This is a genomic window from Ralstonia pickettii (assembly GCF_030582395.1).
GTDB lineage: Bacteria > Pseudomonadota > Gammaproteobacteria > Burkholderiales > Burkholderiaceae > Ralstonia > Ralstonia pickettii_D.
Genome location: NZ_CP104381.1, coordinates 2,849,074 through 2,875,632, shown reverse-complemented (window position 1 = coordinate 2,875,632; position 26,559 = coordinate 2,849,074). Strand labels below are relative to the sequence as shown.

The window sequence follows — 26,559 nt, the reverse complement described above, 5'->3', positions numbered from 1 at the left end:
TTACGGTTTGTTCTTCAGGCTGTCGCGAATCTCGCGCAGCAGTTGAATGTCTTCGGGGGTCTCGGCGGGCGCTGCCGGCGGGTTGGCGTCGATCAGTCGGGTGATGGCGCGCACCATCAAAAATACGATAAACGCGAGAATCAGAAAATTGACCGCCACGGTGATGAAGTTGCCGTAGGCGAAGACCGGCACGCCTGCCTTCTTCAGATCCGCCAGGGTATGCGGCACACCAGCGGGCGCCTCTGCGAGTTGGATGAACAGGCTCGAGAAATCCAGCTTGCCGACGATGCGGCTGATCAGCGGCATGATCAGATCATTGACGAGCGAATCCACGATTTTGCTGAACGCCGCACCGATGATCACACCCACTGCCAGGTCGATCACGTTGCCGCGCATCGCGAATTTCTTGAAGTCTTGCATCAGTGCCATCGGTTTTCTCCGGATTGTTTGATTCGAGACAAACGGTCAAGCTGGCGAACGGTTGACCTGAATTGTAGAAAGCGAGGTTGCAAGAGACATGCCGAAGCCTTGCCTGGATTGGGCTGGCGGGCAATCGGTGCGTCCACTATATCCGCAACGGCCGCCCCCCGCGACCGCTACCGTTGGCTAGGTACGCTCGGGTATAATTTTTGGTTGACGCGAATCTATCTTGATTTCTCACCCTGGGGTCTTGAATGAGTGACCAGCAAAACGTGGACAAGGGTCGCCGCAATCTGTTGATTGCGACGTCCGTGGCTGGTGGTGTGGGAGGGGTTGCAGTTGCGGCCCCTTTCGTTTGCACATTCGCACCATCTGAAAAAGCCCGTGCAGCGGGCGCGCCCGTAGAGGCGGACGTGAGCGACCTGGCCCCGGGCCAGATGAAGGTGGTGGAATGGCGCGGCAAGCCCGTCTGGCTGCTCAAACGCACGCCCGACATGCTGGAGTCGCTCAAGAAGACCGATAACGAAGTCGCCGACCCCAAGTCCGACGTGCCCTTCACCATGAAGACGCCGGACTATTGCAAGAACGAAACCCGCTCCCGTGCCGAGCACAAGGACCTGCTGGTCGTGGTCGGCATCTGTTCCCATCTCGGCTGTTCCCCATCTGGTCCGTTTCCCGCAGGTGCCAACGTGCAGCTCGCGGGAGACCCCGGCTTCGTCTGCCCGTGCCACGGCTCCACGTTCGACCTGGCTGGCCGCGTGTTCAAGAACAAGCCGGCACCCCAGAACCTCGACGTTCCGCCGTACATGTTCCTGTCCGACACGAAGCTCGTGATCGGTAAAGACGAGAAAGGAGAGGCTTGATCATGGCCGAGAAGAAGGTGGAGACAACCGGGCTGCTGGGCTGGATCGATGCACGCTTCCCGGCATCGGACCTGTGGAAGGCGCATCTGTCGGAGTATTACGCGCCGAAGAATTTTAACTTCTGGTATTTCTTCGGATCGCTGGCGCTGCTGGTGCTGGTGATCCAGATCGCCACGGGCATTTTCCTGGTGATGAACTACAAGCCGGACGGCACGCTCAACGCGGCCGGTATCCCCGTCGCCTATGCGAGCGTGGAGTTCATCATGCGCGAGGTGCCGTGGGGCTGGCTGGTGCGCTACATGCACTCGACCGGCGCTTCGGCGTTCTTCATCGTCGTGTATCTGCACATGTTCCGCGGCATGCTGTACGGCTCGTACCGAAAGCCGCGCGAGCTGGTCTGGATCTTCGGCTGCCTGATCTTCCTGTGCCTGATGGCCGAGGCGTTCATGGGCTATCTGCTGCCGTGGGGCCAGATGTCGTACTGGGGCGCGCAGGTGATCGTCAACCTGTTCTCGGCCATTCCGCTGATCGGCCCGGACCTGTCGCTGTGGATTCGCGGCGACTACGTGGTGTCGGACGCGACGCTGAATCGCTTCTTCTCGTTCCACGTTATTGCGGTGCCGCTAGTGCTGCTGGGCCTGGTGGTGGCGCACATCATCGCTCTCCACGAAGTGGGTTCGAACAACCCGGACGGCGTCGAGATCAAGGCCAAGAAGGACGAACGCGGTATCCCGCTGGACGGCATTCCGTTCCACCCGTATTACTCGGTGCACGACATCGTGGGCGTGGCGGTGTTCCTGTTCATCTTCAGCGCGATCGTGTTCTTCGCGCCCGAAATGGGCGGCTACTTCCTCGAAGCCAACAACTTTATCCCGGCAGACTCGCTGAAGACGCCGCCGCACATTGCGCCGGTCTGGTACTTCACGCCGTTCTACTCGATGCTGCGCGCGACCACGTCGGACTTCCTGCCGTGGCTGTGGGGCTTCATCGCAATCATGCTGGGTCTGCTGTTCGTGCGTTCCAAGAGCATGAAGGTCAAGGGCGTGGCGGTGGCTGTTGCCGTGATTCTGGCGCTGGGCTTTGCCTTCATTGACGCGAAGTTCTGGGGCGTGGTCGTGATGGGCGGCTCGGTGGTGATCTTCTTCTTCCTGCCGTGGCTGGACCAGTCGCCGGTCAAGTCGATCCGCTATCGCCCGGGCTTCCACAAGACGCTGCTGATCGTCTTCGTGATCGCCTTCGCGGTGCTGGGTTACCTGGGTATCCAGCCGCCGAGCCCGGTTGGTTCGATCATCTCGCAGATCGGCACCATTCTGTACTTCGCGTTCTTCCTCGCGATGCCGATCTGGAGCCAGATCGGGACGTTCAAGCCAGTGCCTGAGCGCGTCACGTTCACGCCGCACTGATAGAGCCCGCGCACAAGGACCCATGAAGGACACAAGAATGAAAAAGCTGCTTGCGATTTTCGCCTTGGCCGGTCTCGTGTTTGCCGCGCCCGTGATGGCCAATGAGGGCGGCGTCCCGCTCGATCCGGCGCCCAACCAGTCCAGCGACACGTCTGCGCTGCAGCGCGGCGCCAAGCTGTTCGTCAACTATTGCCTCAACTGCCACGGCGCCAGCGCCATGCGCTACAACCGTCTGCGCGACATCGGTTTGACCGAGGAGCAGATCAAGCAGAACCTGCTGTTCTCGTCGGACAAGGTCGGCGACACGATGCACATCGCCATGGACCGCGAGGACGCCAAGAAGTGGTTTGGCGCCGTGCCGCCGGACCTGTCGGTGATTGCCCGGGCACGTGGCAGCGACTGGCTCTACACCTACCTGCGCACGTTCTACCGTGACGACACGCGTCCGACCGGCTGGAACAACCTTGTCTTCGACAAGGTCGGCATGCCGCATGTGCTGTGGGAGCTGCAGGGTCAGCAAGTGCCCAAATACGCCGAAGTGAAGTCCGAGCACGGCGAGGCCGAGAAGAAGCTGGTCGGCTTCGAGGTGTCGGTGCCGGGCAAGATGAACAAGGTCGAATATGACCAGGCAGTCGCTGATCTGGTCAGTTATCTGGACTGGATGGCTGAGCCCGCCGGCAACCTGCGCAAGCGTCTCGGCGTCTGGGTATTGTTGTTCATTGGCGTGTTCTTCGTGCTGGCCTGGCGCCTGAATGCGGCCTATTGGAAGGACATCAAGTAAAATCCGTGTTTTCCGGGCAAGGGCTAGGCCGGTGGGGAACTGGTCCTAGCCCTTTGCCTTTTCGCAGTTTGTGCCGCGGAGACGCCGTTTGTCGCCGCGGTTGTACCGTCATCGGGCCGCCCCCGGCCCATGCGCCAAGGAACTACAACCATGATGGTCTTGTACTCGGGCACCACTTGCCCGTTCTCGCAGCGTTGCCGCCTCGTCCTGTTCGAAAAGGGCATGGATTTCGAGATTCGCGACGTCGATCTCTTCAACAAGCCGGAAGATATCGCGGTGATGAACCCGTACGGCCAGGTGCCCATCCTGGTTGAACGCGATCTGATTCTGTACGAGTCGAACATCATCAACGAATACATCGACGAGCGCTTCCCGCACCCGCAGCTGATGCCAGCTGATCCGGTGCAGCGCGCCCGCGCCCGCCTCTTCCTGTTCAACTTCGAAAAGGAACTGTTCACGCACGTTTCCGTGCTTGAGAACGAGAAGGGCAAGGCTGCCGAAAAGAATCACGAGAAGGCCCGTGCGGCCATCCGTGACCGCCTCACGCAGCTCGCTCCGATCTTCCTCAAGAACAAGTACATGCTGGGCGAAGAGTTCTCGATGCTCGACGTGGCGATCGCGCCGCTGCTGTGGCGTCTGGACCACTACGGTATTGAGGTCTCGAAGAATGCCGCCCCGCTGATGAAGTACGCCGAGCGTATTTTCAGCCGTCCGGCGTATATTGAAGCGCTGACGCCGTCGGAAAAGGTCATGCGCCGCTGATCGCCGCCGGGTCGCTCCTTGTGCCAGGGCTCGGCCCGCGCACGGCCGCGCCCCACGGTCACTGATTTCATCATGTCGGAAACCTCCACCAAGCCCTATCTGATCCGTGCCATCTACGAATGGTGCACGGACAACGGATTCACGCCGTACATCGCTGTCTTCGTCGACAACAGCACCAACGTGCCGCGCGAATTCGTCAAGAACGACGAGATCGTGCTGAACGTGAGCTTTGACGCGACCAGCCAGCTCGACATGGGCAACGAGTGGATCACGTTCCACGCGCGGTTCTCGGGCGTGTCGCGCAAGATCGAGGTGCCAATCGAAAACGTGCTCGCCGTGTACGCGCGCGAGAACGGTCAAGGTATGGCATTCCCGGTGGAGCGCAGCAACCCGACGACACAGGCGGCGACCGAACGCGAGAACAACCCGCCGCCCAAGCTGGCTGCGGTGGATTCGGAATCGGCATCTGCATCCGTCCCTGCCGAAGCGGAAACGGGCCCGGAGGACGAGCCCACCCCGCCAAACGTGCCACGCATCGGTGGAAAGCCTGCGCTAAAGGTCGTCAAGTAACGCGTGTTAGGTTAGAATCGCGATTCTTTGCCGGCTTAGCTCATCTGGTAGAGCAGTTGATTTGTAATCATCAGGTGGCGGGTTCGAGTCCTGCAGCCGGCACCAAATACAGAAGCGGCTTCCGAAAGGAAGCCGCTTTTTCTTTGTCCGTTCACAATGCCTCGCGGCGGGGGGGGAAACCTCAACCCCGCCGCACCCAAATCACCTTGCCGTTCTGGATACCCAGATTCCGGCGTTCTTCCCGATAGTCCATCGTGCCCGGCAACGCGTTGCCGTCCCGTTCGCTGACGCGCCACAGGCAGCCGTTCAGCAGCGTCGATGCGTCCTGCTCGGATTTGCCGATGAGTGTGTCGTCTGGAACCGAGGCGGTCCGGCATGTGCCTGCCGGTGGGGTGTATTGAGCCATGGATGCCTCGCCTCCGTTCTCGATTTGTTCTCTGCCGGTCGACGAGCATCCGGCCAGGTTTGCAAGGGCGACAACCGCCATGAGCATCGATGCAATGCGCGTCATACAACCTCTCTTTCGATGTTTGAAGTGGTGTGCAGCCGAGTGTGATGCGTGAGCAGCGCGGTGCGCTCGGTTTGTCGCGGAAGCCGGTCTACAGGGTTAGTTAAGCAGGCGCGGCAGCCGGGTGCGAATGCCCACGACATTTGTTCAGTACATCCCAAAAAGGCACGTGCATTGTGTGGTTACGATCGTACTAGGGGGGAGTATTTTCTGATGTGACCAAGATGCTTGCAAATGGCGCGGGCAAGCCAATTCCGCGCCAGTCGTGGGTTTGCGGGGTATGCGCGTGTTGCCGGCGCGCAAAGCGCCTTTCACCCCCTCCAAAAAACGCTTGCCGAGTCCGAGAACACTTTGTTACTCTGCGCCCCGTCATCACTACGGAGATGTTCTCCATGGACAGTTGTTCTAGTCGATCTTCGATCGCACTCTGAACGGCTAGACAGTCTCGGCGCATGGTTTTCGCTTTGCGCCATCCACTGCCTAGCCGCATTGCACGGCGGGTAGTGGCACTTGTGCGGGTTCTCCGTATAAGCCCATTCCCACAATTCGATTGTTTTACCGACACGGCCATGTGGCTGCGTGCGCGTTCGCGTTCGTGGTCTCCTGGGAGGATCGTGGTCGGCTCATGCCTACGTTCGTCATAGAAACGAACGGGGGAGGTCTCATGCTGTTTCTCTCGATGCTGCAATACGTTTGGGTCGCAGTGCGTCCGCTCGTTCTGGTGCGTGCCGCAGCACTGCGTCCGTTCCGTCGTCCGGCCCTGCTGGCCGCGATGACCTCGTTCTCTGTTTTCACCCATGCAGCGCAAGCGCAAGAAGCCCCGGCTTCCGCGCCGGCTGCAGATGCACTGCCGATTGCTGGCGGTGAACTGGATGACCGCTTCGGTTTCCACGGTCAATCGACCTGGGTTTGGCAAGCCAAGCCCGCGTTCAAGTCTCCGTACAGTGGCGACAACAGCCTGACCGGCGACCGCGCGATCAGCTACTCGTTCAGCACCACGCTCGATCTGGGCATGCGGTTGTGGAAGGGCGCCGAGGTCCACTTCAATCCAGAAGTCGTGATGGGCAAGGCTTTCTCCGAACTGCACGGGCTTGGCGGCCCAACCAACGGGGAACTTGCCAAGGTCACCGGCACCGACCCGACGCTCTACCGCGCCCGCGTGTTCCTGCGCCAGACCTGGGGTCTGGGTGGCGACACCGAAAAGGTCGACGCCGATTTCAACCAGTTCGCCGACGTGGTGGACAAGCGTCGCGTGGTACTGACCGTGGGCAATTTGCCCGTGCTCGACGTGTTCGATGCGGTGGAGTACGCCCACGATCCGCGCACGCAGTTCCTGAACTGGTCGTTCATGACGCATCCGTCGTTCGACTATGCAGCGGATGCTCGCGGCTACAGCTGGGGGCTTGCACTCGAGTACATCGATAGCGAGCTTGGCTGGGCCGTGCGCGCGGGCCGCTTCCTCCAGCCGGTGGAGTCCAACGGCTTGCCGCTCGACACGCGTCTTCTGAAGCATTACGGCGACATGCTCGAACTGGAGAAGAGCTACACGCTGCTCGGCCAGGAGGGCAAAGTCCGCCTGCTCGGATGGCGAAACTTCGCCCGTATGGGCCGCTTTGACGATGCTCTTGCGCTCGGTCAAGCCACTGCGGGCCAGCCCGATTTGAGCCTGGTGCGGCGTGAGCACGCCAAGGTGGGCGTGGGTTTGTCCTTCGAGCAAAAGGTGGGTGAAAACTTGGGCCTCTTCACCCGATTGAACTGGTCGGACGATAAGACGGAGACCTATGCTTTTACCGAGGCGGGGCGCAACGTGTCGTTCGGCGGTCTGCTCAAGGGCACGGCCTGGGGTCGCCCCAATGATGTGGTGGGTGCGGCATTTTCGCTGAATATGCTAGGCCCGGATCACCGCGCCTACCTGGCGGCGGGCGGCAGTGGCGCGTTCCTGGGAGATGGCGCGTTGAACTACGGCCACGAGCGCGTACTCGAATTGTTTTACAGCTTTCAACCGGTCAAGGGCCTTATGCTCAGCCCCGATTTTCAATTGATCCAGAACCCTGGCTACAACCGGGACCGCGGCCCTGCCAAATTTTACGGCATGCGCGTCCACGCCGAGTTCTAAGACTTACGGAGGACCCATATGGACAGTCCGAGTCGACCTTATCCGACATTTCTTTCCTACTAGGCGAGTCCGCCGCACGGTTGTTCCCTGCTGCTGACTTGCCGCCCCGGCAAGGCAGCGGTGTCTGCATCGCTCCTTGATTGTCTGAATCTGCCGCCTTGGGTACGAAGCCCATGCGCGGCGATTGCCGCATGCCGCGCACGCGTCGCGCCCATGCGGTCAGGAGTTGTTATGCGCAAATTCACCATTCCCGCCCGTCGTTTCTCGGCCATTGCGCTGCCGTTCAGCTCGCCGTTCGTGCAGGTCCGCGCTGGTGCGCCGGAGCGTGCCAACACTGCGCCGGCCACGTCGGACCGCCGTGCTGATGACGGCGGCCAATCGCTCTCCAACCACGGCTACGCAGCAGCTGCCATCCGGCTGTCGCGCACCTACTGGTAATCCAACGACAGGTAATCCCTTACCCAATAACAAAGCGGAGGTCGATATGACCCAAATTGCTACTGGCATCGACGCACCACCACGTCATGCCGCGCTTGATGAGGCACATGTGGGCGACATTCGTGGCGCGCTCGGCACCATTGCGCACCACGATACCGGCGCGCGTGACGGCTGGCGGGCACGCTTGCGCACGTTGCTGGCCATCCTCGGCCCTGGCCTGATCGTGATGGTCGGCGACAACGACGCCGGCGCCTTCGGAACGTACACGCAAGCCGGGCAGAACTACGGCACCACGCTGTTGTGGACGCTCATGTTGCTCATCCCCGTGCTGTACGTGAACCAGGAGATGGTGCTGCGTCTGGGCGCCGTCACACGCGTCGGGCACGCGCGGCTGATCTTTGCGCGCTTCGGCAAGTTCTGGGGCAGCTTTTCCGTCATCGATCTGTTTCTGGTGAATGCGCTGACGCTCGTGACCGAGTTCATCGGCATCAGCCTGGCGCTGGAGTACCTCGGCATCCCACGACATTGGGGCGTTTGCGCAGCGGCGGCGCTGGTGATGTTGGCCGCGTCCACGGGTGACTTCCGACGGTTCGAGCGCTTTGCACTTGCGCTGGTGGCGGGCAGTCTCACGCTCATTCCGATCTTTCTGATGGTGCATCCGCCGATGGGGCAGGTGGCGCGCGATTTCTTCGTGCCTGCTCTACCGGCCGGTGCACCGCTGGCGGAAGTGATGCTGCTGATCATCGCCATCGTCGGGACGACCGTGGCGCCGTGGCAATTGTTCTTCCAGCAGAGCTACGTGATCGACAAGCGCATCACCGCGCGTTTCATCCGCTATGAACGCGCGGATCTGTGGCTGGGCATCGTCCTCGTGATTGCCGGCGCGGTGGCGATGATCGCCTTCAGCGCGCAGGCCTTTCACGGCACGCCGGAGTTCGGCAACTACACCGATGCGCTTGGCACGGCGCATGGCCTGGAGCGCCACTCGGGCCGCTGGGCCGGTGTCCTGTTTGCGATTGCGCTGCTGGACGCCAGCATCATCGGCGCCTGCGCGGTGTCGTTGTCGACCGCGTATGCGATTGGCGATGTGTTTGCCGTACGGCATTCGCTGCATCGCAAGCCGACGGAAGCGAAAGGCTTCTATGCCGTGTACTTCGGGCTGACGTTGCTGGCCGCGGGGCTCGTTCTGACGCCCGGCGTGCCGCTAGGTCTGTTGACCAATGCGGTGCAATCGCTGGCAGGTGTGCTGCTGCCGAGCGCCACAGTGTTCCTTCTGCTGTTGTGCAACGACAAGGCGGTGCTCGGCCCATGGACGAACGGCCGCGCAATGAACATCTTCACCGGTGGGGTGGTGGCTGTGTTGGTCATGCTCTCGGTCATCCTTACAGCCGCTGTGCTGTTTCCGGGCATCGGCGAGTTCGAGATCGGCGCGATCCTTATCGGTGGTTCGCTCGTCGCCATCGTGATGTCGCTGGTGCTATGGCGCATCGAGCGACGCAGTCATCGCCCCCAGCATCCGCTGCGCGTGAGCGTGCTGGATCGCAATCACTGGACGATGCCGCCGCTTGAGCAACTCACTCCTGCACGCTGGACGCCGCTCAAGCGCACCTGGATGTTCGTGCTGCGCGGCTACCTCGTGGTGGCCGCCGGGCTGGTGCTGGTGCGGATTGCCGGGCTGGTGACCCAATGACCGCATGAAGAGCCCTTCGACCGGGTCACCTCGTTGGCCCGGTCAACATAAGAATGGCGCTCATTGCCGATTGCATTAGCGCGCACATTCCGACGCAACCTCGGCTGCGCGCCACTGTGGCTGATTGTCGCAGTGCAACAACAGGCACTTTCGATTTGCTTACCCGCAAAGCCACGTAAACCCTAGGCGTACGGCCAGGGCATCATTTGTCAATCGACGTCGCTTTCTACCTGCCTGAGCAGATAGCGCGATCTGAAGCGCCGTCTGGCAGTAAGATCGCGCCCGCATTCCACTTCCAACCGCGCTCCCCAACGGGCGCATGACGTAGTGCCTGCTCCGACCTTTTACGCCCCCGATCTGTCGTCCGCCGCTTTGTGCGACGCGGCGGAGTTCGACTTCGCCCATGCCCGGCATGAGCGAAGTCCGCCTCGCGAACTGAGGGCGTTGGGTTCAGCTTCTCCCTGACCGGCGCCTGATGTGATCGAAGATCCGCTGCCGCACCCCCAGCCGTATTCGGGGCGCCGGTGGTTTGGTCTTCTCTCATTTCCCGCGTTTTTCCGCCTGTGGCTGCTGTTGGGCTGCTTGGCTCCCGTGATGTCCGGAAGCATCGCCGGCGCAATTGTGCAAGACATGAAGAACACACTCGTTCCACATATGAAGCGGCTCCTCGCCGCAAGCCTCCCGCTCATGCTGGCGGGCTGCAACCTGACGGTCCTGGACCCGAAGGGGATGATTGCGGCTGAAGAAAAGACGCTGATCCTGGTGGCGACCGGCCTGATGCTGCTGGTGGTCATCCCCGTGATCGTGTTGACGCTGGTGTTTGCGTGGAAGTACCGCGCGTCCAACACCAAGGCCCGCTACGAGCCGGACTGGTCGCACTCCAACGCCATCGAAGCCGTGGTGTGGCTGATTCCCTGCCTGATCATCATCGTGCTGGGCGTGATCACCTACAAGTCCACGCACGCGCTCGATCCGTACAAGCCGATCGAATCGGATGTGAAGCCCATCACCGTCGAGGCCGTGTCGCTCGACTGGAAGTGGCTGTTCATCTATCCGGAGCTGAAGATCGCGACGGTGAATCAGCTCGCTTTCCCGGCCAACACACCGATCAACTTCAAGATCACGTCCGACACGGTGATGAACGCGTTCTTCATCCCGCAGCTCGGCAGCCAGGTGTACGCCATGGCGGGCATGCAGACCAAGCTGCATCTGATCGCCAACGAGACCGGCGTGTTTGACGGCATGTCGTCGAACTACAGCGGCTCGGGCTTCACCGGCATGAAGTTCAAGGCCACGGCCATGACGAACGAAGAGTTCGACGCCTGGGTCAAGCAGGTACGCGCCTCGTCGCAGAACCTGACCAAGGAAGGCTACGCCGAGCTGTCTAAGCCGAGCGAAAAGGTGCCGCCGGCGGCGTATGCATCGGTCGACCCGACGCTGTATCACAGCATCCTGCACAAATACATGGACAAGATGGGCGAAGGGCAGAAAGTCCTGACGCTCGACGAGGCGCTCGAAGGCGCCAACTGCACGACGGCCACGGCTGAGGCGGCAACGCGTCCGCTGCCGGTGCAGTCCGCCCTGCCTGCGCCCAAGAGCGCGGCCAAGAATTCCTAGGAGTTGACGATGTTTGGCAAGTTGAGTCTGGAGGCCATTCCGCTGCACGAGCCCATCGTGGTCGTGACGGTGTCGGCCATTCTGCTGGGTGGCGCGGGCCTGTTCGGCCTGATCACCTATCTCAAGAAGTGGACCTACCTCTGGAATGAGTGGATCACCTCGGTCGATCACAAGAAGATCGGCGTGATGTACTGCATTCTGGCCATCGTGATGCTGCTGCGCGGCTTTGCCGACGCCATCATGATGCGCTCGCAACTGGCGGTTGCCTCGGGCGGCGGTGCCGGCTATCTGCCGCCCGAGCACTACGACCAGATCTTTACCGCGCACGGCGTGATCATGATCTTCTTCATGGCCATGCCGTTGATGACGGGCCTGATCAACCTGATCGTGCCGCTGCAGATTGGCGCGCGCGACGTGGCCTTCCCGTTCCTGAACACGCTGTCGTTCTGGTTGGCTGCTGCAGGTGTGGTGCTGATCAACGTGTCGCTGGGCGTGGGCGAATTCGCTCGCACCGGCTGGCTGGCGTACCCGCCGCTGTCGGAGCTGGCCTACAGCCCGGGCGTGGGGGTCGATTACTACATCTGGGCCTTGCAGATATCGGGCCTCGGGACATTGCTGACCGGCGTGAATTTCGTCGCGACCATCTTCAAGATGCGCGCGCCGGGCATGACGCTGATGCGCATGCCGATCTTCACCTGGACCGCCCTGTGCGCCAACATCCTGATCGTGGCGGCGTTTCCGGTGCTGACCGTTGCACTGGCGCTGCTGGGTGCCGACCGCTACCTGGACATGCACTTCTTCACGAACGACGGCGGCGGTAACGCCATGCTGTACGTGAACCTGATCTGGATCTGGGGCCACCCCGAGGTGTACATCCTGATCCTGCCGGCCTTCGGCATGTTCTCGGAAATCGTCTCGACGTTCTCGCGCAAGAAGCTGTTCGGCTACACATCGATGGTGTGGGCGACTGCCGCCATCACCGTGCTGTCGTTCCTGGTGTGGCTGCACCACTTCTTCACCATGGGCTCGGGGGCGAACGTCAACGCGTTCTTCGGCATCGCGACGATGATCATCTCGATCCCGACGGGCGTGAAGATCTTCAACTGGCTGTTCACGATGTACCGCGGCCGCGTCGAGCTGAACTCGATGATGCTGTGGACGATCGGCTTCATGATCACCTTCGTGATCGGCGGCATGACCGGTGTGCTGCTGGCTGTGCCGGGCGCCGACTTCCTGCTCCACAACAGCCTGTTCCTGATCGCTCACTTCCACAACACCATCATCGGTGGCGTGGTGTTCGGTTACCTCGCAGGTATCACGTACTGGTTCCCGAAGGCCTTCGGCTTCAAGCTGGACGAGAAGTGGGGCAAGCGCGCCTTCTGGTGCTGGTTCGTGGGCTTCTACACCGCCTTCATGCCGCTGTACGTGCTGGGCTTCATGGGCATGACGCGTCGTCTGAACCATACCGACAACCCGGCATGGCAGCCGTGGCTGATCGTCGCCGTGATCGGCGCCGCAATCATTGCCTGCGGTATCGCTTCGCAGCTCATCCAGATCTTCGTGAGCGTCCGCAACCGTCATGCGCTGGCTGATCTGACCGGTGATCCGTGGGGCGGCCGCACGCTGGAGTGGGCGACGTCGTCGCCGCCGGCGCACTACAACTTCGCTCGCGTGCCGGTCATCCGTGACATCGACGCCTTTGCCGACATGAAGGCGCGTGGGGAAGTGTCGACGCAGGTCGCACCGAGCTACGAGAAGATCCACATGCCGAAGAACACCGGCGCCGGCTTCTTCATCGGCATGTTCTCGATCGTGATGGGCTTCGCGCTGATCTGGCACATCTGGTGGATGGCCGTGCTGGGTCTGGTCGGCATGATCGGCAGCTTCATCCTCCGCAGCAACAACGACGACATCGATTACTACGTGCCCGCTCACGAGGTTCACGAGACCGAGTCGGCCTACTTCCAACGTATCGGTTCGCAGGCTTAAACCATGGCTTCCAATGTTCTAGACGGTCACGCCGCGCACGGTCACGCGCACGGCCACGACCACGCGCATGACCATGCGCACCACCACGATGCCGCAGACACCAAGGTCTTCGGCTTCTGGGTGTACCTGATGAGCGACTTGATCATCTTCGCGTCGCTGTTCGCCACGTTCTGCGTCCTGCGCGGTGCGACGGCGGGTGGCCCGACGGGCAAGGAGCTCTTTGACCTGTCGTACGTGGCGATCGAAACCGGCATCCTGCTGGTGTCGTCCATCACCTACGGCATGGTGATGATCAGCCTGCAGAACGGCCGCAAGGATCAAGTGATGCTCTGGCTGGGCATCACGCTGCTGCTGGGCGCCGCGTTCGTCGGCATGGAAATCAACGAGTTCCATCACCTGATTGCTGAAGGCGCAGGCCCGAGCCGCAGCGCATTCCTGTCGTCGTTCTTCCTGCTGGTCGGCACGCACGGCCTGCACGTGGCGAGCGGCATGCTGTGGATCATCGTCCTGATGTGGCAGATCAGCCGCAAGGGACTGACCCCGACCCAATCCACCCGCCTGTCGTGCCTGAGCTTGTTTTGGCACTTCTTGGACGTCGTGTGGATCGGTGTGTTTACGGTCGTGTATCTGCTGGGAGCGATGTAAATGGAACAGACCAACGTTTCGACGGGCATTGCCCACGATGATGCCCACGGTCATTCGGCCGGCGGCGCTGGCCATGCCACGGTCAAGGGCTACCTGATCGGCTTTGTGCTGGCGGTGATCCTGACGGCCATCCCGTTCAAGATGGTGATGGACGGCGGGTACTCGCACCAGACGGTGCTGGTGACGGTGATGGCCCTGGCGGTCGTGCAGATCGTTGTGCACCTGATCTATTTCCTGCACCTGGACGGCTCGTCGGCCCAGCGCTGGAACGTGATGGCTTTCCTGTTCACGCTGCTGATCCTGGCGATCGTCGTTGTCGGCTCGCTGTGGGTCATGCATAACATGAACGCCAACATGATGACGATGTAACGAGGCCCAGCCTCCACAGCATCGGAAGGGCGCCCCTGGTGGGCGCCTTTTTTATTGCCCGAAGCGGATGGTGTGCGCGGCGCAATCCGCTGCGGCAAAAGCCAGCAGTTGCGCGCCTTCCTCCTCCAATGCCTGCGTGTCGGATTTGGCGAGCTTTGAAAAAGGCCGCAGCGTGAGCGTGGCCTGCTCGCGGGCCACGTCCAGCTTCCAGGTGCCGGCAACAAAGCCGTCGATCAGTAGCGTCGGCGGCAAGATGCCGTTCTTGGTGTAGATCGCCTTGCGATGGCCATCGTCAAGAATGCGTGCCCGGTCGGCATGTGCCAGCAGCGCGCAGTCCAACTCGGGAAGAAAGCGCACCGGCGCCGGTGTGTCGGCGTCGGGCCGTGCGGCGCGCGGCAGGTCGAACAGCTCGACGCCATGTTGGTCGCGGAACGTCTTCAGCCGGGGGCGTAACGCCTCGAACACCGCCGACAACCGGGTGAGCCCCGACCACGCCTGCATATCGGCCACCGAGGCGGGGCCGTAGCCGGCGAGGTAGCGCAGCACCAAGGCCTCGGCCGTGGCGGCGGGTTCGATGGCCTCGCCCAGCCAGTCGGCGACGGTGGTCAGCGTCGCTTGCCCAGAGCCACGCCACAGGCCGCGTGGTGGTACCTGCACGAGCGGTTCCAGCAACGGAATGGCACGCGCGAGCGCGGTCGCATCATGCCTGGGCCACAGCGATTGCAGGCGTTCACCTAACTGCACGGCGGTCAGCGGGCCATCCGCCAACGCGGCCCGGCCCGCCGCACGCAATGCTGCGGGGTCGATATCGGCGATGCTCTTGCCCGCGTTGCTGAAGGCCATGCGCTGCATCTGCGGCTCCAGCAGCGGGCGCAGCGCATGGCAGTCGCGTGCGCTGGCCAGATGCAGCGTGCAGCGGATCATCGTGCCGCGCACGGCTTGGCGGCTGGTCAACAGCTTGTCGAGCGCCTCGGTGCGAAACCCCTCGAGCCGTGACCACAAACCGTAGTGCGGCGCCTGGGGAATTTGCGATTGCATCGCCACCAGCCGCTCGATCGCCGCCAACGGCGTCATGCGACCGCGACGCAGAAGCAACTGGCGGTCGAGTAGCGCACGGTTGAGCGCGCGGCGGGTCAGCAGCGGGGCGAGCGGCGATGAGCGAGGCATGCCGTTATCTTGCACCGGATCGCGCCGATTGTGCCGCAAACGCCGCGCCGCCTATCCGCGATTCGCACCCGGCGCGGGCTGTGCCTTTGCTACACTCCGCGGGTTCCCAATTTCACGCGCTTTCCCCCGCTTTTACGCCATGTCACAGTACGTTTTCACCATGAACCGCGTGGGCAAGATCGTTCCGCCCAAGCGCCAGATCCTCAAGGACATTTCGCTGTCCTTCTTCCCCGGCGCCAAGATCGGTGTGCTGGGCCTGAACGGCTCGGGCAAGTCGACCGTGCTCAAGATCATGGCCGGCCTCGACAAGGACATCGAAGGCGAAGCGACGCCGATGCCCAACCTGAATATCGGTTATCTCCCGCAGGAGCCGCAGCTCGATCCCGCCAAGACGGTGCGCGAAGAAGTCGAGAGCGGCCTGGGCGAAGTGATGGATGCGCAAAAGCAGCTCGAAGCCATCTACGCGGCATACGCCGAGGAAGGTGCCGACTTCGACAAGCTCGCCGAAGAACAGGCGCGCCTGGAAGCGATCATCGCCGCCGGTTCCGGTGACAACGTTGAGCTGCAGCTTGAAATTGCCGCCGACGCACTGCGCCTGCCGCCGTGGGACGCCAAGATCGAGCACCTCTCGGGCGGTGAAAAGCGCCGCGTTGCGCTGTGCAAGCTGCTGCTGTCGCGCCCAGACATGCTGCTGCTCGACGAGCCGACCAACCACCTGGATGCCGAATCGGTGGACTGGCTTGAACAGTTCCTCACGCGCTTCCCCGGCACCGTGGTGGCCGTGACCCACGACCGCTACTTCCTCGACAACGCCGCCGAGTGGATTCTCGAACTCGACCGTGGTCACGGCATCCCCTGGAAGGGCAATTACAGTTCCTGGCTCGATCAGAAAGAGACGCGCCTGAAGCAGGAAGAGTCGAGCGAATCGGCGCGCCAAAAGGCGCTGAAGAAAGAACTCGAATGGGTGCGCCAGAACCCGAAGGGCCGTCAGGCCAAGTCGAAGGCGCGTCTGGCCCGCTTTGACGAGCTGAACAGCCAGGAATACCAAAAGCGCAACGAAACGCAGGAAATCTTCATTCCGGCCGGCGAGCGCCTGGGCAATGAAGTGATCGAATTCACCAACGTCAGCAAGAGCTATGGCGATCGCCTGCTGATCGACAATCTCAGCTTTTCGATTCCGCCCGGTGCGATCGTCGGCATCATTGGCCCGAACGGCGCCGGCAAGTCGACGCTGTTCCGCATGATCACGGGCAAGGAGCAGCCGGATTCGGGCACCATCAAAATCGGCCCGACGGTGAAGCTGGCTTACGTTGACCAGAGCCGCGATGCCCTCTCCGCAGACAAGACCGTCTTTGAAGAGATTTCGAACGGCTCTGACATCCTGACGGTGGGCCGGTATGAGACGCCATCGCGCGCCTACATCGGCCGCTTCAATTTCAAGGGCGGCGATCAGCAGAAGCATGTTGGCACCCTGTCGGGCGGTGAGCGCGGGCGTCTGCATCTGGCCAAGACGTTGATCTCGGGCGGCAACGTGCTGCTGCTCGATGAGCCGTCAAACGACCTCGACGTCGAAACGCTGCGTGCGCTGGAAGATGCGCTGCTCGAGTTCGCCGGCTGCGTGATGGTGATCTCGCACGATCGCTGGTTCCTCGACCGCATCGCCACGCACATCATCGCGTTCGAAGGTGATTCGCACGTCGAATTCTTCCCGGGCAACTACCAGGAATACGAAGCCGACAAGAAGAAGCGTCTGGGCGAAGAAGGCGCGAAGCCCAAGCGTATCCGCTACAAGCCTGTCACGCGCTAAGCGGCGACGCGCGGGTCTTTCGGCCCGCGCTTCCGCTTACGGTGACCGGTCCGCCTCAATCGGGGCGGGCGCGTCGAGATTGCTGTCGAACTCGACGCGCTTGTGCGAGCCGTCACAGAACGGCTTGTTCAACGAGTGTCCGCAGCGGCACAGCCAGGCCTGGCTTTCCTCCACCGGCAATTCTCGTCCGCCCTGGGTGACGATCCGGAAGTTTCCCTTGATGTGACAAGGTCCGTTGTTGCGGACCGTGACGACGACATCGTCGGCCATGTCGGTCTCCTCAGAAGAGGATGCCCTGCATGCGATACGCGAAGTGCGCGGGCTTGGCGTCGCGCATCAAGGCCATGAACTGGTCCATGTCCATATGCACCACGTTTTCGTGGTCGCCGGCTTCGAAGTAGACGTCACCGTGGGCCATCAGGCTGCTGTCGATGTAAGTCGGCATGCCGTACGCCATGCCGACGGGCGGGACGGCGCCGGCGTCGCAGTCCCGGAAGACTTCGCGCAACTCCGATTCATCGGCCAGCGTGAGGTTCATGCGGCCCGACTCTTTTTGCAGCTCCGCCAGATGCAGGTGATATGTCGATGGCAACACGGCCGCGACATAGCCGAGCTTGTCTTCAAGCAGCAGCGTCTTGGCCAGGCGGTCGCCTGGGACGTGTGCTGCGCGCGCAGTTTCGGTGCTGGTATGGGTATGCGGATGACGAATCACCTCGTAGAGGCAACCTTTGCTGCGCAGGCAGCTGTCGAGGGTGCTGGAGATCGACATGGCGTCCTCCCATGGGCTGTACGGCCGGCGGCGGGATTGCAGGGGCCGCTACGTCAGCATAGGTCGGTTTGCGGATTGCGCAGGCATTCAAGCGTACAAAAGCAACGGCCGCTCGTCTGAGCGGCCGTTGCCGATGCAGCTGCCTCGTCAAGCGAGACGTTAGCGGTCCCAGCCGCGGTGCCAGCCGTGATCGTGATGTCCTTCGTGTTCGTGTTCGTGCCATTCACGTTCACGCCACTCGTGGCGACGCCATTCGCGCTCACGCCAGTCGTCGCGGTCGCGATAGTAGCCGTAGCCGCCATAAACCACCGGAGCCGGGGCATACACCGGGGCAGGGCGATACACCACGGGCGGCGGGGCATAGACAGGGGCCGGTGCGACATACACGGGTGCAGCAGGTACGCCGATCGCAACGCCGACATCCACATGCGCCAGCGCCGCCGTCGAGGCGCACAGCGCGGCGCCACCCAGAACGAATGCGAGCAATGTGCGTTTCATGTTGCTTCTCCTTACGGTTGCGAGGCCGGGGCCGAGGTGCCGGCGACTTCGTGTATCAAGTTCGTGATGCCATTCTATGAACCGCCGGACGCTTCAGGTGATACGTAAATCCTACGGATGTAACGGGAAGTAAAACGCCCCACCGGCAAGACGCGGGTGGGGCGCGGTATTTGAAGGCAGGCCTCTCCGCTCAGTGTTGAGCGGCCTCCCAGACCGCACGCTGTTCAGGGGACGACCACACCGCCAGATGCAACGCCGATAGCGAGAATGGGTCCGACAGCAATACCAGCTTCTGCTTGCCCGTGAGCCGGTCAGGGCCGACCTCAAGCGCGTGACGCACCTGTGCTTCACGGACGGCCAACAGGCGCCGGTCTTGCGGAAAGCGCGCCGTGCCAATGGCGCACATCAGCGCGTTGGTGACGGGATCGACGACGGCTTGGCGGAAGTCCGGCATCGGCGGCGCATTGCGCAGGTGTTTGCGCGTGGCACGCAGTTCGCGCGGCGGGCGCACTTCCTCCGGGATCATGAACAGGCGCAGCCGCCGCATGCCACGGCCCAGGCTCACGCGGCTGGAGAAGACCGACAGCGGGATGGACACGATCAGGGCCCCCACGACTGGCGAAAGCCACCAAAGGAAGCTCGGATTCAGCCAATACACGATTGCAGCCCAGACGAGGCCAATCACGGTGTGCAGGCCGTGGCGGCGTACGGCATCGCCCCAATGTGTTTGCGCGTCTTCGCGCGGCGGCGATTTCCAATGCACCTTCCAGCCGAGGAATGCCGCCGTTACAAAGCGCGTGTGGAACAGCATGCGCACAGGCGCTGCCAGCACCGAAAACGCCGCCTCGATCACCATCGACAGCGCCAGATGAATCGCCCCGCCAAAGCGCTTCGGCCCCTGGGCCCACAAGACGAGCACGCTCAGGATCTTCGGCAGGAACAGCACCGTGGCCGTGGCGGAAAACAGCGCCGCGGCCTTTTCGGGATGCCACTCCGGCCAGATCGGGAAGAGCTGGCGCGGCTGCGTGAAGTATTCGGGCGCGATCAGCGTGTGCTTGGCCAACAGGGCCGTCGACAGGAGCAGGAACAGGAACCACAGCGGCGCGGACAGATAGGCCATCACCCCGGTGATGAACACCGCGCGGTGCACACGGTGGAAGCCCGGTGCGCCGAACAGGCGGAAGTTCATCAGGTTGCCGTGGCACCAGCGGCGGTCGCGGCCCAGCTCGTCGAGCAGGTTGGGCGGCATTTCTTCGTAGCTGCCGTCGAGGTCGTAGGCGATCCACACGGCCCAGCCGGCGCGACGCATGAGTGCGGCTTCGACAAAGTCGTGCGACATGATCTCGCCGGAAAGCGAGCCCTTGCCCGGTATCGGCGCCAGCGCGCAGTGCTTGATGAACGGGTCCAGCCGGATGATGGCGTTGTGGCCCCAGTAGTGCGATTCGCCGAGTTGCCAGTAGTGCAGGCCGGCGGTGAACAGCGGCCCGTACACACGCGTGGCGAACTGCTGGATACGCGCATACAGCGTGTCGCGGCCGGCGGCGCGCGGTGCGGTCTGGATGATGCCCGCGCTGGGCGCGCCTTCCATCAACTGCACCAGGCGCGTCAGGCAATCGCCGCTCATCACGCTGTCTGCGTCGAGCACGATCATGTAGCGGTACCGGCCGCCCCAGCGCCGGCAGAAATCGTCGATGTTGCCGCTCTTGCGCTTCACGCGGTGGCGGCGCCAACGGTAGAAGATACGACCGAAACCATCGAGTGCGCGGCAGATGTGCAGCCAGGCATCGGCTTCTGCCGTGCGGATGTCCGGGTCGCCGGAGTCCGACAGTACGAAAAAGTCGAAGTGCTCCAGATGTCCCGTGCGCTGCAACGATTCGTACGTCGCGCGCAGCCCCGCGAAGACGCGCTGCACGTCTTCATTGCAGATCGGCATGACGATGGCCGTGCGTGCGTCGTCGGGAATCGTGGCGTCGGGCGTGGCGCGGCGCGAGATGACGAAGCGGTCGCCGTGGAAGGCCAGCAGCAGGAAGCCGGTGATGGCCGTCCAGAAGCCCGCCGACACCCAGCAGAACAGCACCGCAAACAGCACGATGATGATGGCTTCGAGCCAGTCGGCGCCGTGGTACGGCAGCACCGTGCTCATCGCCCAGGTGGCAGCCATGGTCTGCGCGATCATCAGTGCGAGCAGCGTCAGGCGGCGGCGCGCGCCGACGAAGCGCCAGATGCCTTTCGGGTCCGGCGAGTCAGGCGCTTCGTACGGAACCGGCTTCTTGCCGCCATGCATCCAGCGGTCGACGGCCTTGCGCGCGCGCCAGATCGGCCCGAGCACCCATGGCCACGGCACCATCGAACGGCGCGCAGGGGTGGGGCCGGTATCCAGGTGGATGCGGCCCTGGCTGTCGTGCTCAACGGGTGGGGCAGGTTGGGCGGAGAGCTCGGTCGATCCGGCACCGGCGCGCGTGGCGCCATAGGCGGCGTCCAGACGCGAGCCTACGGAGGCGTAGGCCGGCGCATCGGCATCCAGCGAGGTCGTTTGCGCCGGGTCAAGCCGGGCGAGCGCACGATGCAGCTTGGCAAGCGCTGCTGCATCGTCGTCGCCGGCCGTGATGCCCGCATTGCGCAGCAGCGCAGCACGCGCATCGGCCCCCAGCGGCAGCGCATCAAGGTAATGGTCGGCCACAGACTGCGCTGTGGCAGGGCTGGTGGAGGGGGCGGTGCCGGCAGCACCGACAGTCTGGGCTGTCGTCACGTTCAGCCCGGAGGTAACAGGTAGCTCCACGTCTCGGAGAGTCCGGTGCCGCCGCTGCGCAGGTAACCGCGCAGTTCAACGGGTTTATCGTCGTCGACCCGCTTGAGGCGCACGGTCACGCGCCAGCCGCCGGTCGCGGTGTTGGGTTGACCGAAGATCGATTCGATCTTGCCGTTGGCATCTGCCGAAAACACGGGCTCAACCGGTGCATTCGGCGCCAGCTTGGCCAGCGCCGGGCCTTCAAAGTCGACCACAAAGGCGATCGTATCGTCCGGCTTGCGCTCGTCGGGGCGCTTGGTGGTCCAGCCGTGCGAGCGGCGCGTCTGCGCAACCCAAGCCAGCGCCGGTTTCTTGTCGGCGTCCTTCTGCCACAGCAGGCGGTATTCGAGATTGAACGGCTGCTGCGGTTTGGGCGGATTCTCGGGCACCCAGTAGGCGACCACGTTGTCGTTGGTCTCATCGGGTGTCGGAATCTGCACAAGCTCCACGCGACCTGCACCCCATTTGCCGACGGGCTCGACCCACGCGCTCGGGCGCAGTTCGTAGCGGTCGCCGATTTCCTGGTAGCTCGAGAACGCGCGGTCACGCTGCATCAGGCCAAAGCCGCCGGGATTGGTCGTCCCGAACGAGCTGACCAGCAGGCGCTTGGGGTTCGTCAGCGGTCGCCAGATCCATTCGCCCGTGCCGGACAGCACCGACAGGCCGTCGGAGTCGTGCACCTCGGGGCGGAAATCCAGCGCAGGCGCCGGTTGGTTCTCGCCAAAGAAGAACATGCTGGTGAGCGGCGCAATGGCCAGCTTGCTCACGTTCTCGCGCATGTACACCTGCGCCTTCACGTCGACCGCCGTATCGCTGCCCGGCTTGATGACGAAGCGGTAGGCACCCGTGGCGCGGCGCGAGTTCAGCAGCGCGTAGATCGTCAACTCCTTGGCGTTGGCGGCGGGGCGTTCGATCCAGAAATCGGTGAAGCGGGGGAACTCCTCGCCCGAATTGAGCGCGGTGTCGATGGCGAGGCCGCGCGCGGACAGGCCGTAGACCTGCCCCTTGCCGATGCCGCGGAAGTACGACGCGCCCAGGAACACGATGACCTCGTCCTTGTATTTGGGCGTGTTCATCGGATAGTGCACGCGGAAGCCGGCAAAGCCGAGCTTCTGTACCTGTTTCGGATCGAGCTTGACCGGGCCGTAGTCGAACAGGCGTGGATCGAACCGGATTTCGCGCACGCCGGCGGGTGACACCTCGTTGATCTTCACAGGCTGGTCGTAGTACGAACCCTCGTGGAAGAAGCCGAGTTCGAACGGCAGCTTGTCGCGGCGCCAGTAAGCCTGGTCAGACTTGAAGCGGATTTCGCGGTACTGGTCGTAGCGCAGCTCACGCAGTTCGCGGGGCAGGGTATCGGCGGGCGCTTGGTACGGTTTCGCGGCCAGTTGCTTGGCGCGTGCGGCCACATCGTTGAAACCGAAGGCCAGCGCCGCATGCGCCGAAGCCAGCGCCAGCAGGCCGACGGCGAGCCGCGCATAGCCGGCTACCGAACGGGTGCGTGCCGCGCGAGCGGGTCCCGGCGTGCGGGAAGAAACAGCGGAGGGAATGTTCAAAATGAGATCGCGTCTATGCGGCGGGCCGAGGAACGTGACGCTTCGGTCCTGCCGGTCATTCGTCTGTGCCGCCGAGATTTTACCCGCCGTACCTTTACGAGATCAAAACCGGCAACATTTTGATAATGTTTCTGGCCGCATCGGGCTGGTAACCGCGTCAAATGGCGTGTAACCAGGCGGTTTCGAGGCGCTCAGCCATTCGGTTGACGGGAACGCGGGCCGCCTGCCGGCAGTCAGACCCCCTTTCCTGTGCGCCGGGATTCCCGCGTGGCACACTTTCGGCTCTTTTCTCACTGGAGTTCGCATGACCTGCTGGACGCGACGCGCCACTGCAACTGCTGCGCTTGCCATCTCGACCTCGTTGCTCGCGCCCGTGGCGTTTGCCGCACCCGCAGCCAAGGCTGCTCCCAAGGCCGCAGCACCCGCCAAGGCGGTGCGCGACCCTGGCGACGTGGCGGTGCTGCTCGATGCCTTTCCGCTTGGCAAGCCGCTGCGCAAGCTGCCGTCGTGCGAAGACGTACGCGCGAATGGCGGCAAGGACGTCGCCGAATACTGCTCCGACGCGCTGGAATCGCATGGCCGCACCCGATCGCTCGGGATACCGCAGGCATCGCGCCCGGAGCTGATGGATGGCCCGCAGGCCGTGGTGCTGATCGACCAGGACGGCAACATCGCCGGGATGTTCGTGCCCACGCGGGGCGTGGATACCGAGCAGCGCGTCTTCCAGGCCCTGTCCGACCGCTACGGCAAGCCCGCGCAGGAGGGCAAGGCGCCCCTCAAGCTCAAGTCTGGCAAGACGGTTGATTCGCTTCGCGCACGTTGGGCGGGCCATCAGACCATCATCACGATGTATGCGATTCCCGAAGAGCCGCAGAACGGCACGGTGGAATTCCTTTGGGCGCCGCGCGCCGGGGCGGTCATGGACCAGATGCGTGCGGAAGTCGATCCGAATGCGCCGATACCGGCTGCAGGCTCCGGTGAGGCTGCATCTGCGCCCGCCGCGATCGCCGTGCCAGCCCCGGGCAAGTCGAAGCCCAAGCAGTAAAGTTACGGACACACGCTCGTAGTCTTCGGTTACAACGCTTACACCCGCATGACGCCGACGTCGCCCGCGCCGGCTTATAACGTCCACACGGCCTCACTAGGCGAGGCCAAAGGACGCTAATCATGAAAATCGTGGCTCTGGCCTTGTTGGCCGCGACGCTTGGGGGTTGTGCCGTGTATCCGGCACCGGTGGCTGTGGCGCCTGCGCCGGTCTATGCGGCACCGGCTTATCCCGCCTACTACGGCGGCTATTGGGGTGGGCCGTCGGTGTACTTCAATTACCACCACCGCTGATCGGCGGGCGGCTGATCGGCGCCTAGTCCGTTGAACGCAAGCCTGGCCAGCCCGGCGCCAACGTCTGGGGCAAGCCGAGCAGATCCAACACGCGCCCGACCGTGTGGTCGACCAGATCGTCGATCGTTTTGGGACGCTGGTAAAAGCCTGGCACGGGTGGAAATACGATTCCGCCCATCTCCGTGACCGCCGTCATGTTGCGCAGATGCGCCAGATTCAACGGCGTTTCGCGCACCATCAGGATGAGGCGGCGTCGCTCCTTGAGCGTGACGTCGGCTGCGCGGGCAATGAGATTGTCCGACAGGCCATGCGCAACGGCCGCCAGCGTCTTCATCGAGCAGGGCGCCACCACCATTGCTTCCGCCGCAAACGAGCCGCTGGCGATGGTCGCGCCGACGTCGCGCACGTTATGCACGACGTGCGCGAGCGCTTCCACTTCTTCGCGTGCCATGTGCAGCTCGTGCTGCACGTTCATCAGCCCTGCGGGCGACATCAGCAGGTGCGATTCCACCCCCGCTGACTCACGCAGGCTCTGCAGAATCTGCAGCAGCCGCACGCCGTAGATTGCCCCCGACGCCCCCGTGATCGCCACGATGATGCGGCGCACAGGTGGCGTCTGGGTCGCTGCGTTCGAGGTTGAGGTCACGCTGAAATGAGAACGCGGCTCAGGCTGCCAACAGCGGCTGCAATTCGCCGCTCTGGTACATCTCCATCATGATGTCCGAGCCGCCAATGAATTCGCCGTTGATATACAGCTGCGGAATGGTCGGCCAGTTGGCGTAGTCCTTGATGCCCTGGCGGATTTCGTCGTCTTCCAGCACGTTGACGGTGTGCGGACGGTCCACGCCGCAGGCCTTCAGGATCTGGATGGCGCGGCCCGAGAAACCGCACATCGGGAATTGCGCCGTGCCTTTCATGAAGAGGACGACGGGGTGGCCTTTGACGATCTGGTCGATCTTTTCGTGCGTGGTGCTCATGGGGAGACTCGATTGGGTGAGGGATGGCAGCAGGGTTTCAGAGCTGCCGTCCACATTGGAAAACCAGACTATTTTAGCGAGGAACGCGCAGCGGCGTTTTCATCAGGCCATTGCCCGCCGCTGCACCGGTCGTGGCCGGCCAGGTCTTGTGCGGTGAAGACGTTGGCGAAGCCCCTGCCGCTCAGCAGCGCCCGCACCGGTTCACCCTGGTCGTAGCCGTGTTCGAGCAGCAGCCAACCGCCGTCGCCCAGCCATGCAGGCGCCCCTGCGACGATGCTGCGCACGTGGCGCAGGCCGTCGTCGTGGTCGGTGAGGGCGCCGGCGGGTTCGAAACGCAGGTCGCCCTGGTGGAGGTGCACGTCGGTGGCGGCGATGTACGGCGGGTTGCTGACGATCAGGTTGAAGGCGGGTGGCGCATCGGTTCCGGCCAGCGCGCCGTACCAGTCGCCCAGCACAGCCTGGACGTTGGTGGCACCGAGCGCCTTGGCGTTGTCGATCGCCACGGCCAGCGCATCGGCGGAGGCGTCGGTGGCCCACACGCGCGCGTCGCGCCGCGCCAGCGCAATGGTGATGGCGATGATGCCGCTGCCCGTGCCCATGTCGAGCACGGCGGGTGCATCGCGTTCTTCAAGGCGGTCCAGCGCCTGCTCCACCAGCAATTCGGTGTCGGGGCGCGGAATCAGCACGGCGGGCGTCACTTTGAACGTGCGGCCGAAGAATTCACGTTCGCCCAGCAGATAGGCCATCGGCTCTCCCGCCAGGCGGCGCGCCGCCAGTTCGCTGATTTGCATGCGAACAGGTACGGCGATGGCGCACGTGTCTTGCGTGATGAGTTGCACACGCGACAGGCCCGTCACATGCGAAACCAGCATGCGCGCTTCAAGCGCAGGCAAGCCGGCGCGTGCCAGCGCCGTCAGCGCGTCGGACACGCGAGCCAGGTTTTCGGGCGGAATGACGGGGGAAGACGACACGGCAACAGACCAGCAGCGAAGATCGGGCGCACAAAATAACACGGGCCCGGCCGATGTGGCGCGGGCCCGCGAGCGGGTCGGTGCGGTTAAGCAGCGCTTATTGCTTGGTTGCGTCCTTGACCTTGTTGGCTGCTTCCTTGGTGGCGTCAGCGGTTTTGTCTGCAGCAACCTTGGCGGCATCGGCCGTCTTGTCGGCTGCGGTCTTGGCAGCTTCCTTGGCCTGCGCCAGCGCGCCCGAAGCGGAGACCTGCGCATCTGAAGCCGCTTGCGAGAGTTCCACCTTGGCAGCGTCCGCGGCCTTGCTCACGGCGGTGCCGGCATTGTCGAGCGCTTGCTTCGCGGCGTCTTTCGATTGTTCCATTGCGCTCTTCGCGGCCTGGTCGGTGGCGTCGTCTTTCTTGCCGCAGGCGGCCAAGCCGAGTGCGAGGGTGGTAGCGACAGTGATGGCCAGCAGTTGGTTACGCATTGCGATTCTCCTAATCGTGATGTTGCCGCGCTTGTTGGTGAGTGCGCCCCC

Annotated in this window: 27 protein-coding genes and 1 tRNA gene; 16 read left to right on the top strand and 12 right to left on the bottom strand. The window is 63.1% G+C overall.

Going from position 1 to position 26,559, the window contains the following annotated elements; all coding sequences use genetic code 11:
- Positions 1-429: a large conductance mechanosensitive channel protein MscL gene (gene mscL / locus N5B55_RS13870; protein WP_065856203.1), complete on the bottom strand. Its 429-nt coding sequence runs from the start codon at positions 427-429 to the stop codon at positions 1-3.
- 245 nt (positions 430-674) lie between these two features.
- On the opposite strand from mscL, the gene petA reads away from it, so the two are divergent.
- The 6 genes from petA to N5B55_RS13840 all read left to right on the top strand — a co-directional run bounded on the left by petA (position 675) and on the right by N5B55_RS13840 (position 4,904).
- Positions 675-1,283, top strand: coding sequence for a ubiquinol-cytochrome c reductase iron-sulfur subunit (gene petA / locus N5B55_RS13865; RefSeq protein WP_009241960.1), 609 nt, complete (start codon positions 675-677; stop codon positions 1,281-1,283).
- The gene (locus tag N5B55_RS13860; RefSeq protein WP_065856292.1) at positions 1,283-2,686 is read left to right on the top strand and encodes a cytochrome b; all 1,404 of its coding nucleotides are present in this window, start codon (positions 1,283-1,285) and stop codon (positions 2,684-2,686) included. The genes petA and N5B55_RS13860 overlap by 1 nt, the downstream gene beginning before the upstream one ends.
- 37 nt (positions 2,687-2,723) lie before the next feature.
- Positions 2,724-3,467 (top strand): cytochrome c1, encoded by a 744-nt coding sequence (locus N5B55_RS13855; protein ID WP_065856201.1) that lies wholly within the window; start codon positions 2,724-2,726, stop codon positions 3,465-3,467.
- Positions 3,468-3,617: 150 nt separating this feature from the next.
- A complete protein-coding gene (locus N5B55_RS13850; protein ID WP_004634649.1) occupies positions 3,618-4,229 on the top strand; it encodes a glutathione S-transferase N-terminal domain-containing protein in 612 nt (203 codons plus the stop codon).
- Between the two features lie 72 nt (positions 4,230-4,301).
- The gene (locus N5B55_RS13845) at positions 4,302-4,799 is read left to right on the top strand and encodes a ClpXP protease specificity-enhancing factor (RefSeq protein WP_304538465.1); all 498 of its coding nucleotides are present in this window, start codon (positions 4,302-4,304) and stop codon (positions 4,797-4,799) included.
- A gap of 29 nt (positions 4,800-4,828) precedes the next feature.
- Positions 4,829-4,904: transfer RNA gene (locus N5B55_RS13840), tRNA-Thr, on the top strand.
- A 76-nt stretch (positions 4,905-4,980) separates the two neighbouring features.
- Here the strand turns inward: N5B55_RS13840 and N5B55_RS13835 are convergent.
- Entirely contained in the window at positions 4,981-5,310 is a 330-nt protein-coding gene (locus N5B55_RS13835) for a hypothetical protein (RefSeq protein ID WP_304538464.1), read from the bottom strand.
- A gap of 661 nt (positions 5,311-5,971) precedes the next feature.
- On the opposite strand from N5B55_RS13835, the gene N5B55_RS13830 reads away from it, so the two are divergent.
- From N5B55_RS13830 to N5B55_RS13800, 7 genes are all read left to right on the top strand, one after another.
- The gene (locus tag N5B55_RS13830) at positions 5,972-7,423 is read left to right on the top strand and encodes a carbohydrate porin (RefSeq protein WP_304539798.1); all 1,452 of its coding nucleotides are present in this window, start codon (positions 5,972-5,974) and stop codon (positions 7,421-7,423) included.
- Positions 7,424-7,654: 231 nt separating this feature from the next.
- Positions 7,655-7,861, top strand: coding sequence for a hypothetical protein (locus N5B55_RS13825; RefSeq protein WP_012763069.1), 207 nt, complete (start codon positions 7,655-7,657; stop codon positions 7,859-7,861).
- A gap of 46 nt (positions 7,862-7,907) precedes the next feature.
- Positions 7,908-9,551 carry an Nramp family divalent metal transporter gene (locus tag N5B55_RS13820; RefSeq protein WP_178960757.1) on the top strand — a complete coding sequence of 548 codons (1,644 nt, stop codon included), beginning with the start codon at positions 7,908-7,910 and terminating at the stop codon, positions 9,549-9,551.
- A 654-nt stretch (positions 9,552-10,205) separates the two neighbouring features.
- A complete protein-coding gene (cyoA, locus tag N5B55_RS13815) occupies positions 10,206-11,168 on the top strand; it encodes a ubiquinol oxidase subunit II (RefSeq protein WP_304538463.1) in 963 nt (320 codons plus the stop codon).
- 9 nt (positions 11,169-11,177) lie between these two features.
- Positions 11,178-13,157 (top strand): cytochrome o ubiquinol oxidase subunit I, encoded by a 1,980-nt coding sequence (cyoB, locus tag N5B55_RS13810; protein ID WP_304538462.1) that lies wholly within the window; start codon positions 11,178-11,180, stop codon positions 13,155-13,157.
- Positions 13,158-13,160: 3 nt separating this feature from the next.
- A complete protein-coding gene (gene cyoC / locus N5B55_RS13805; protein ID WP_027680203.1) occupies positions 13,161-13,802 on the top strand; it encodes a cytochrome o ubiquinol oxidase subunit III in 642 nt (213 codons plus the stop codon).
- Entirely contained in the window at positions 13,803-14,171 is a 369-nt protein-coding gene (locus tag N5B55_RS13800) for a cytochrome o ubiquinol oxidase subunit IV (RefSeq protein ID WP_065856191.1), read from the top strand.
- A 51-nt stretch (positions 14,172-14,222) separates the two neighbouring features.
- Here the strand turns inward: N5B55_RS13800 and N5B55_RS13795 are convergent, their stop codons facing one another.
- The gene (locus N5B55_RS13795; protein ID WP_304538459.1) at positions 14,223-15,338 is read right to left on the bottom strand and encodes a winged helix DNA-binding domain-containing protein; all 1,116 of its coding nucleotides are present in this window, start codon (positions 15,336-15,338) and stop codon (positions 14,223-14,225) included.
- Positions 15,339-15,477: 139 nt separating this feature from the next.
- Between N5B55_RS13795 and ettA the strand changes: the two genes are divergently transcribed.
- On the top strand, positions 15,478-17,145 hold the full coding sequence (gene ettA, locus N5B55_RS13790; protein WP_304538458.1) for an energy-dependent translational throttle protein EttA: 1,668 nt from the start codon (positions 15,478-15,480) through the stop codon (positions 17,143-17,145).
- A gap of 36 nt (positions 17,146-17,181) precedes the next feature.
- On the opposite strand, the gene N5B55_RS13785 is transcribed toward ettA, so the two are convergent.
- From N5B55_RS13785 to N5B55_RS13765, 5 genes are all read right to left on the bottom strand, one after another.
- Positions 17,182-17,415: a CDGSH iron-sulfur domain-containing protein gene (locus N5B55_RS13785; protein WP_065856185.1), complete on the bottom strand. Its 234-nt coding sequence runs from the start codon at positions 17,413-17,415 to the stop codon at positions 17,182-17,184.
- 10 nt (positions 17,416-17,425) lie between these two features.
- Positions 17,426-17,914 carry an aminoacyl-tRNA deacylase gene (locus tag N5B55_RS13780; protein WP_065856183.1) on the bottom strand — a complete coding sequence of 163 codons (489 nt, stop codon included), beginning with the start codon at positions 17,912-17,914 and terminating at the stop codon, positions 17,426-17,428.
- Positions 17,915-18,073: 159 nt separating this feature from the next.
- The gene (locus N5B55_RS13775; protein ID WP_065856182.1) at positions 18,074-18,412 is read right to left on the bottom strand and encodes a hypothetical protein; all 339 of its coding nucleotides are present in this window, start codon (positions 18,410-18,412) and stop codon (positions 18,074-18,076) included.
- Between the two features lie 190 nt (positions 18,413-18,602).
- The gene (gene mdoH / locus N5B55_RS13770) at positions 18,603-21,191 is read right to left on the bottom strand and encodes a glucans biosynthesis glucosyltransferase MdoH (protein ID WP_304538457.1); all 2,589 of its coding nucleotides are present in this window, start codon (positions 21,189-21,191) and stop codon (positions 18,603-18,605) included.
- Positions 21,164-22,750, bottom strand: coding sequence for a glucan biosynthesis protein G (locus tag N5B55_RS13765; RefSeq protein ID WP_304539797.1), 1,587 nt, complete (start codon positions 22,748-22,750; stop codon positions 21,164-21,166). The genes mdoH and N5B55_RS13765 overlap by 28 nt, the downstream gene beginning before the upstream one ends.
- Before the next feature lie 310 nt (positions 22,751-23,060).
- On the opposite strand from N5B55_RS13765, the gene N5B55_RS13760 reads away from it, so the two are divergent.
- Both N5B55_RS13760 and N5B55_RS13755 read left to right on the top strand, forming a co-directional pair.
- Positions 23,061-23,801, top strand: a complete 741-nt coding sequence (locus N5B55_RS13760) for a hypothetical protein (RefSeq protein WP_178960752.1) — start codon at positions 23,061-23,063, stop codon at positions 23,799-23,801.
- A 122-nt stretch (positions 23,802-23,923) separates the two neighbouring features.
- Positions 23,924-24,094, top strand: a complete 171-nt coding sequence (locus N5B55_RS13755) for a hypothetical protein (RefSeq protein WP_004634685.1) — start codon at positions 23,924-23,926, stop codon at positions 24,092-24,094.
- Between the two features lie 22 nt (positions 24,095-24,116).
- Here N5B55_RS13755 and N5B55_RS13750 read toward each other — a convergent pair whose 3' ends face one another.
- The 4 genes from N5B55_RS13750 to N5B55_RS13735 form a co-directional block, all read right to left on the bottom strand.
- Positions 24,117-24,740: a UbiX family flavin prenyltransferase gene (locus N5B55_RS13750; RefSeq protein WP_304538456.1), complete on the bottom strand. Its 624-nt coding sequence runs from the start codon at positions 24,738-24,740 to the stop codon at positions 24,117-24,119.
- Positions 24,741-24,759: 19 nt separating this feature from the next.
- Positions 24,760-25,071, bottom strand: coding sequence for a Grx4 family monothiol glutaredoxin (grxD, locus tag N5B55_RS13745; RefSeq protein WP_012763060.1), 312 nt, complete (start codon positions 25,069-25,071; stop codon positions 24,760-24,762).
- A 68-nt stretch (positions 25,072-25,139) separates the two neighbouring features.
- Positions 25,140-26,042 carry a peptide chain release factor N(5)-glutamine methyltransferase gene (gene prmC / locus N5B55_RS13740; RefSeq protein ID WP_304538455.1) on the bottom strand — a complete coding sequence of 301 codons (903 nt, stop codon included), beginning with the start codon at positions 26,040-26,042 and terminating at the stop codon, positions 25,140-25,142.
- Positions 26,043-26,139: 97 nt separating this feature from the next.
- Positions 26,140-26,508, bottom strand: coding sequence for a hypothetical protein (locus N5B55_RS13735; protein WP_065856171.1), 369 nt, complete (start codon positions 26,506-26,508; stop codon positions 26,140-26,142).
- Positions 26,509-26,559: the final 51 nt, after the last annotated feature.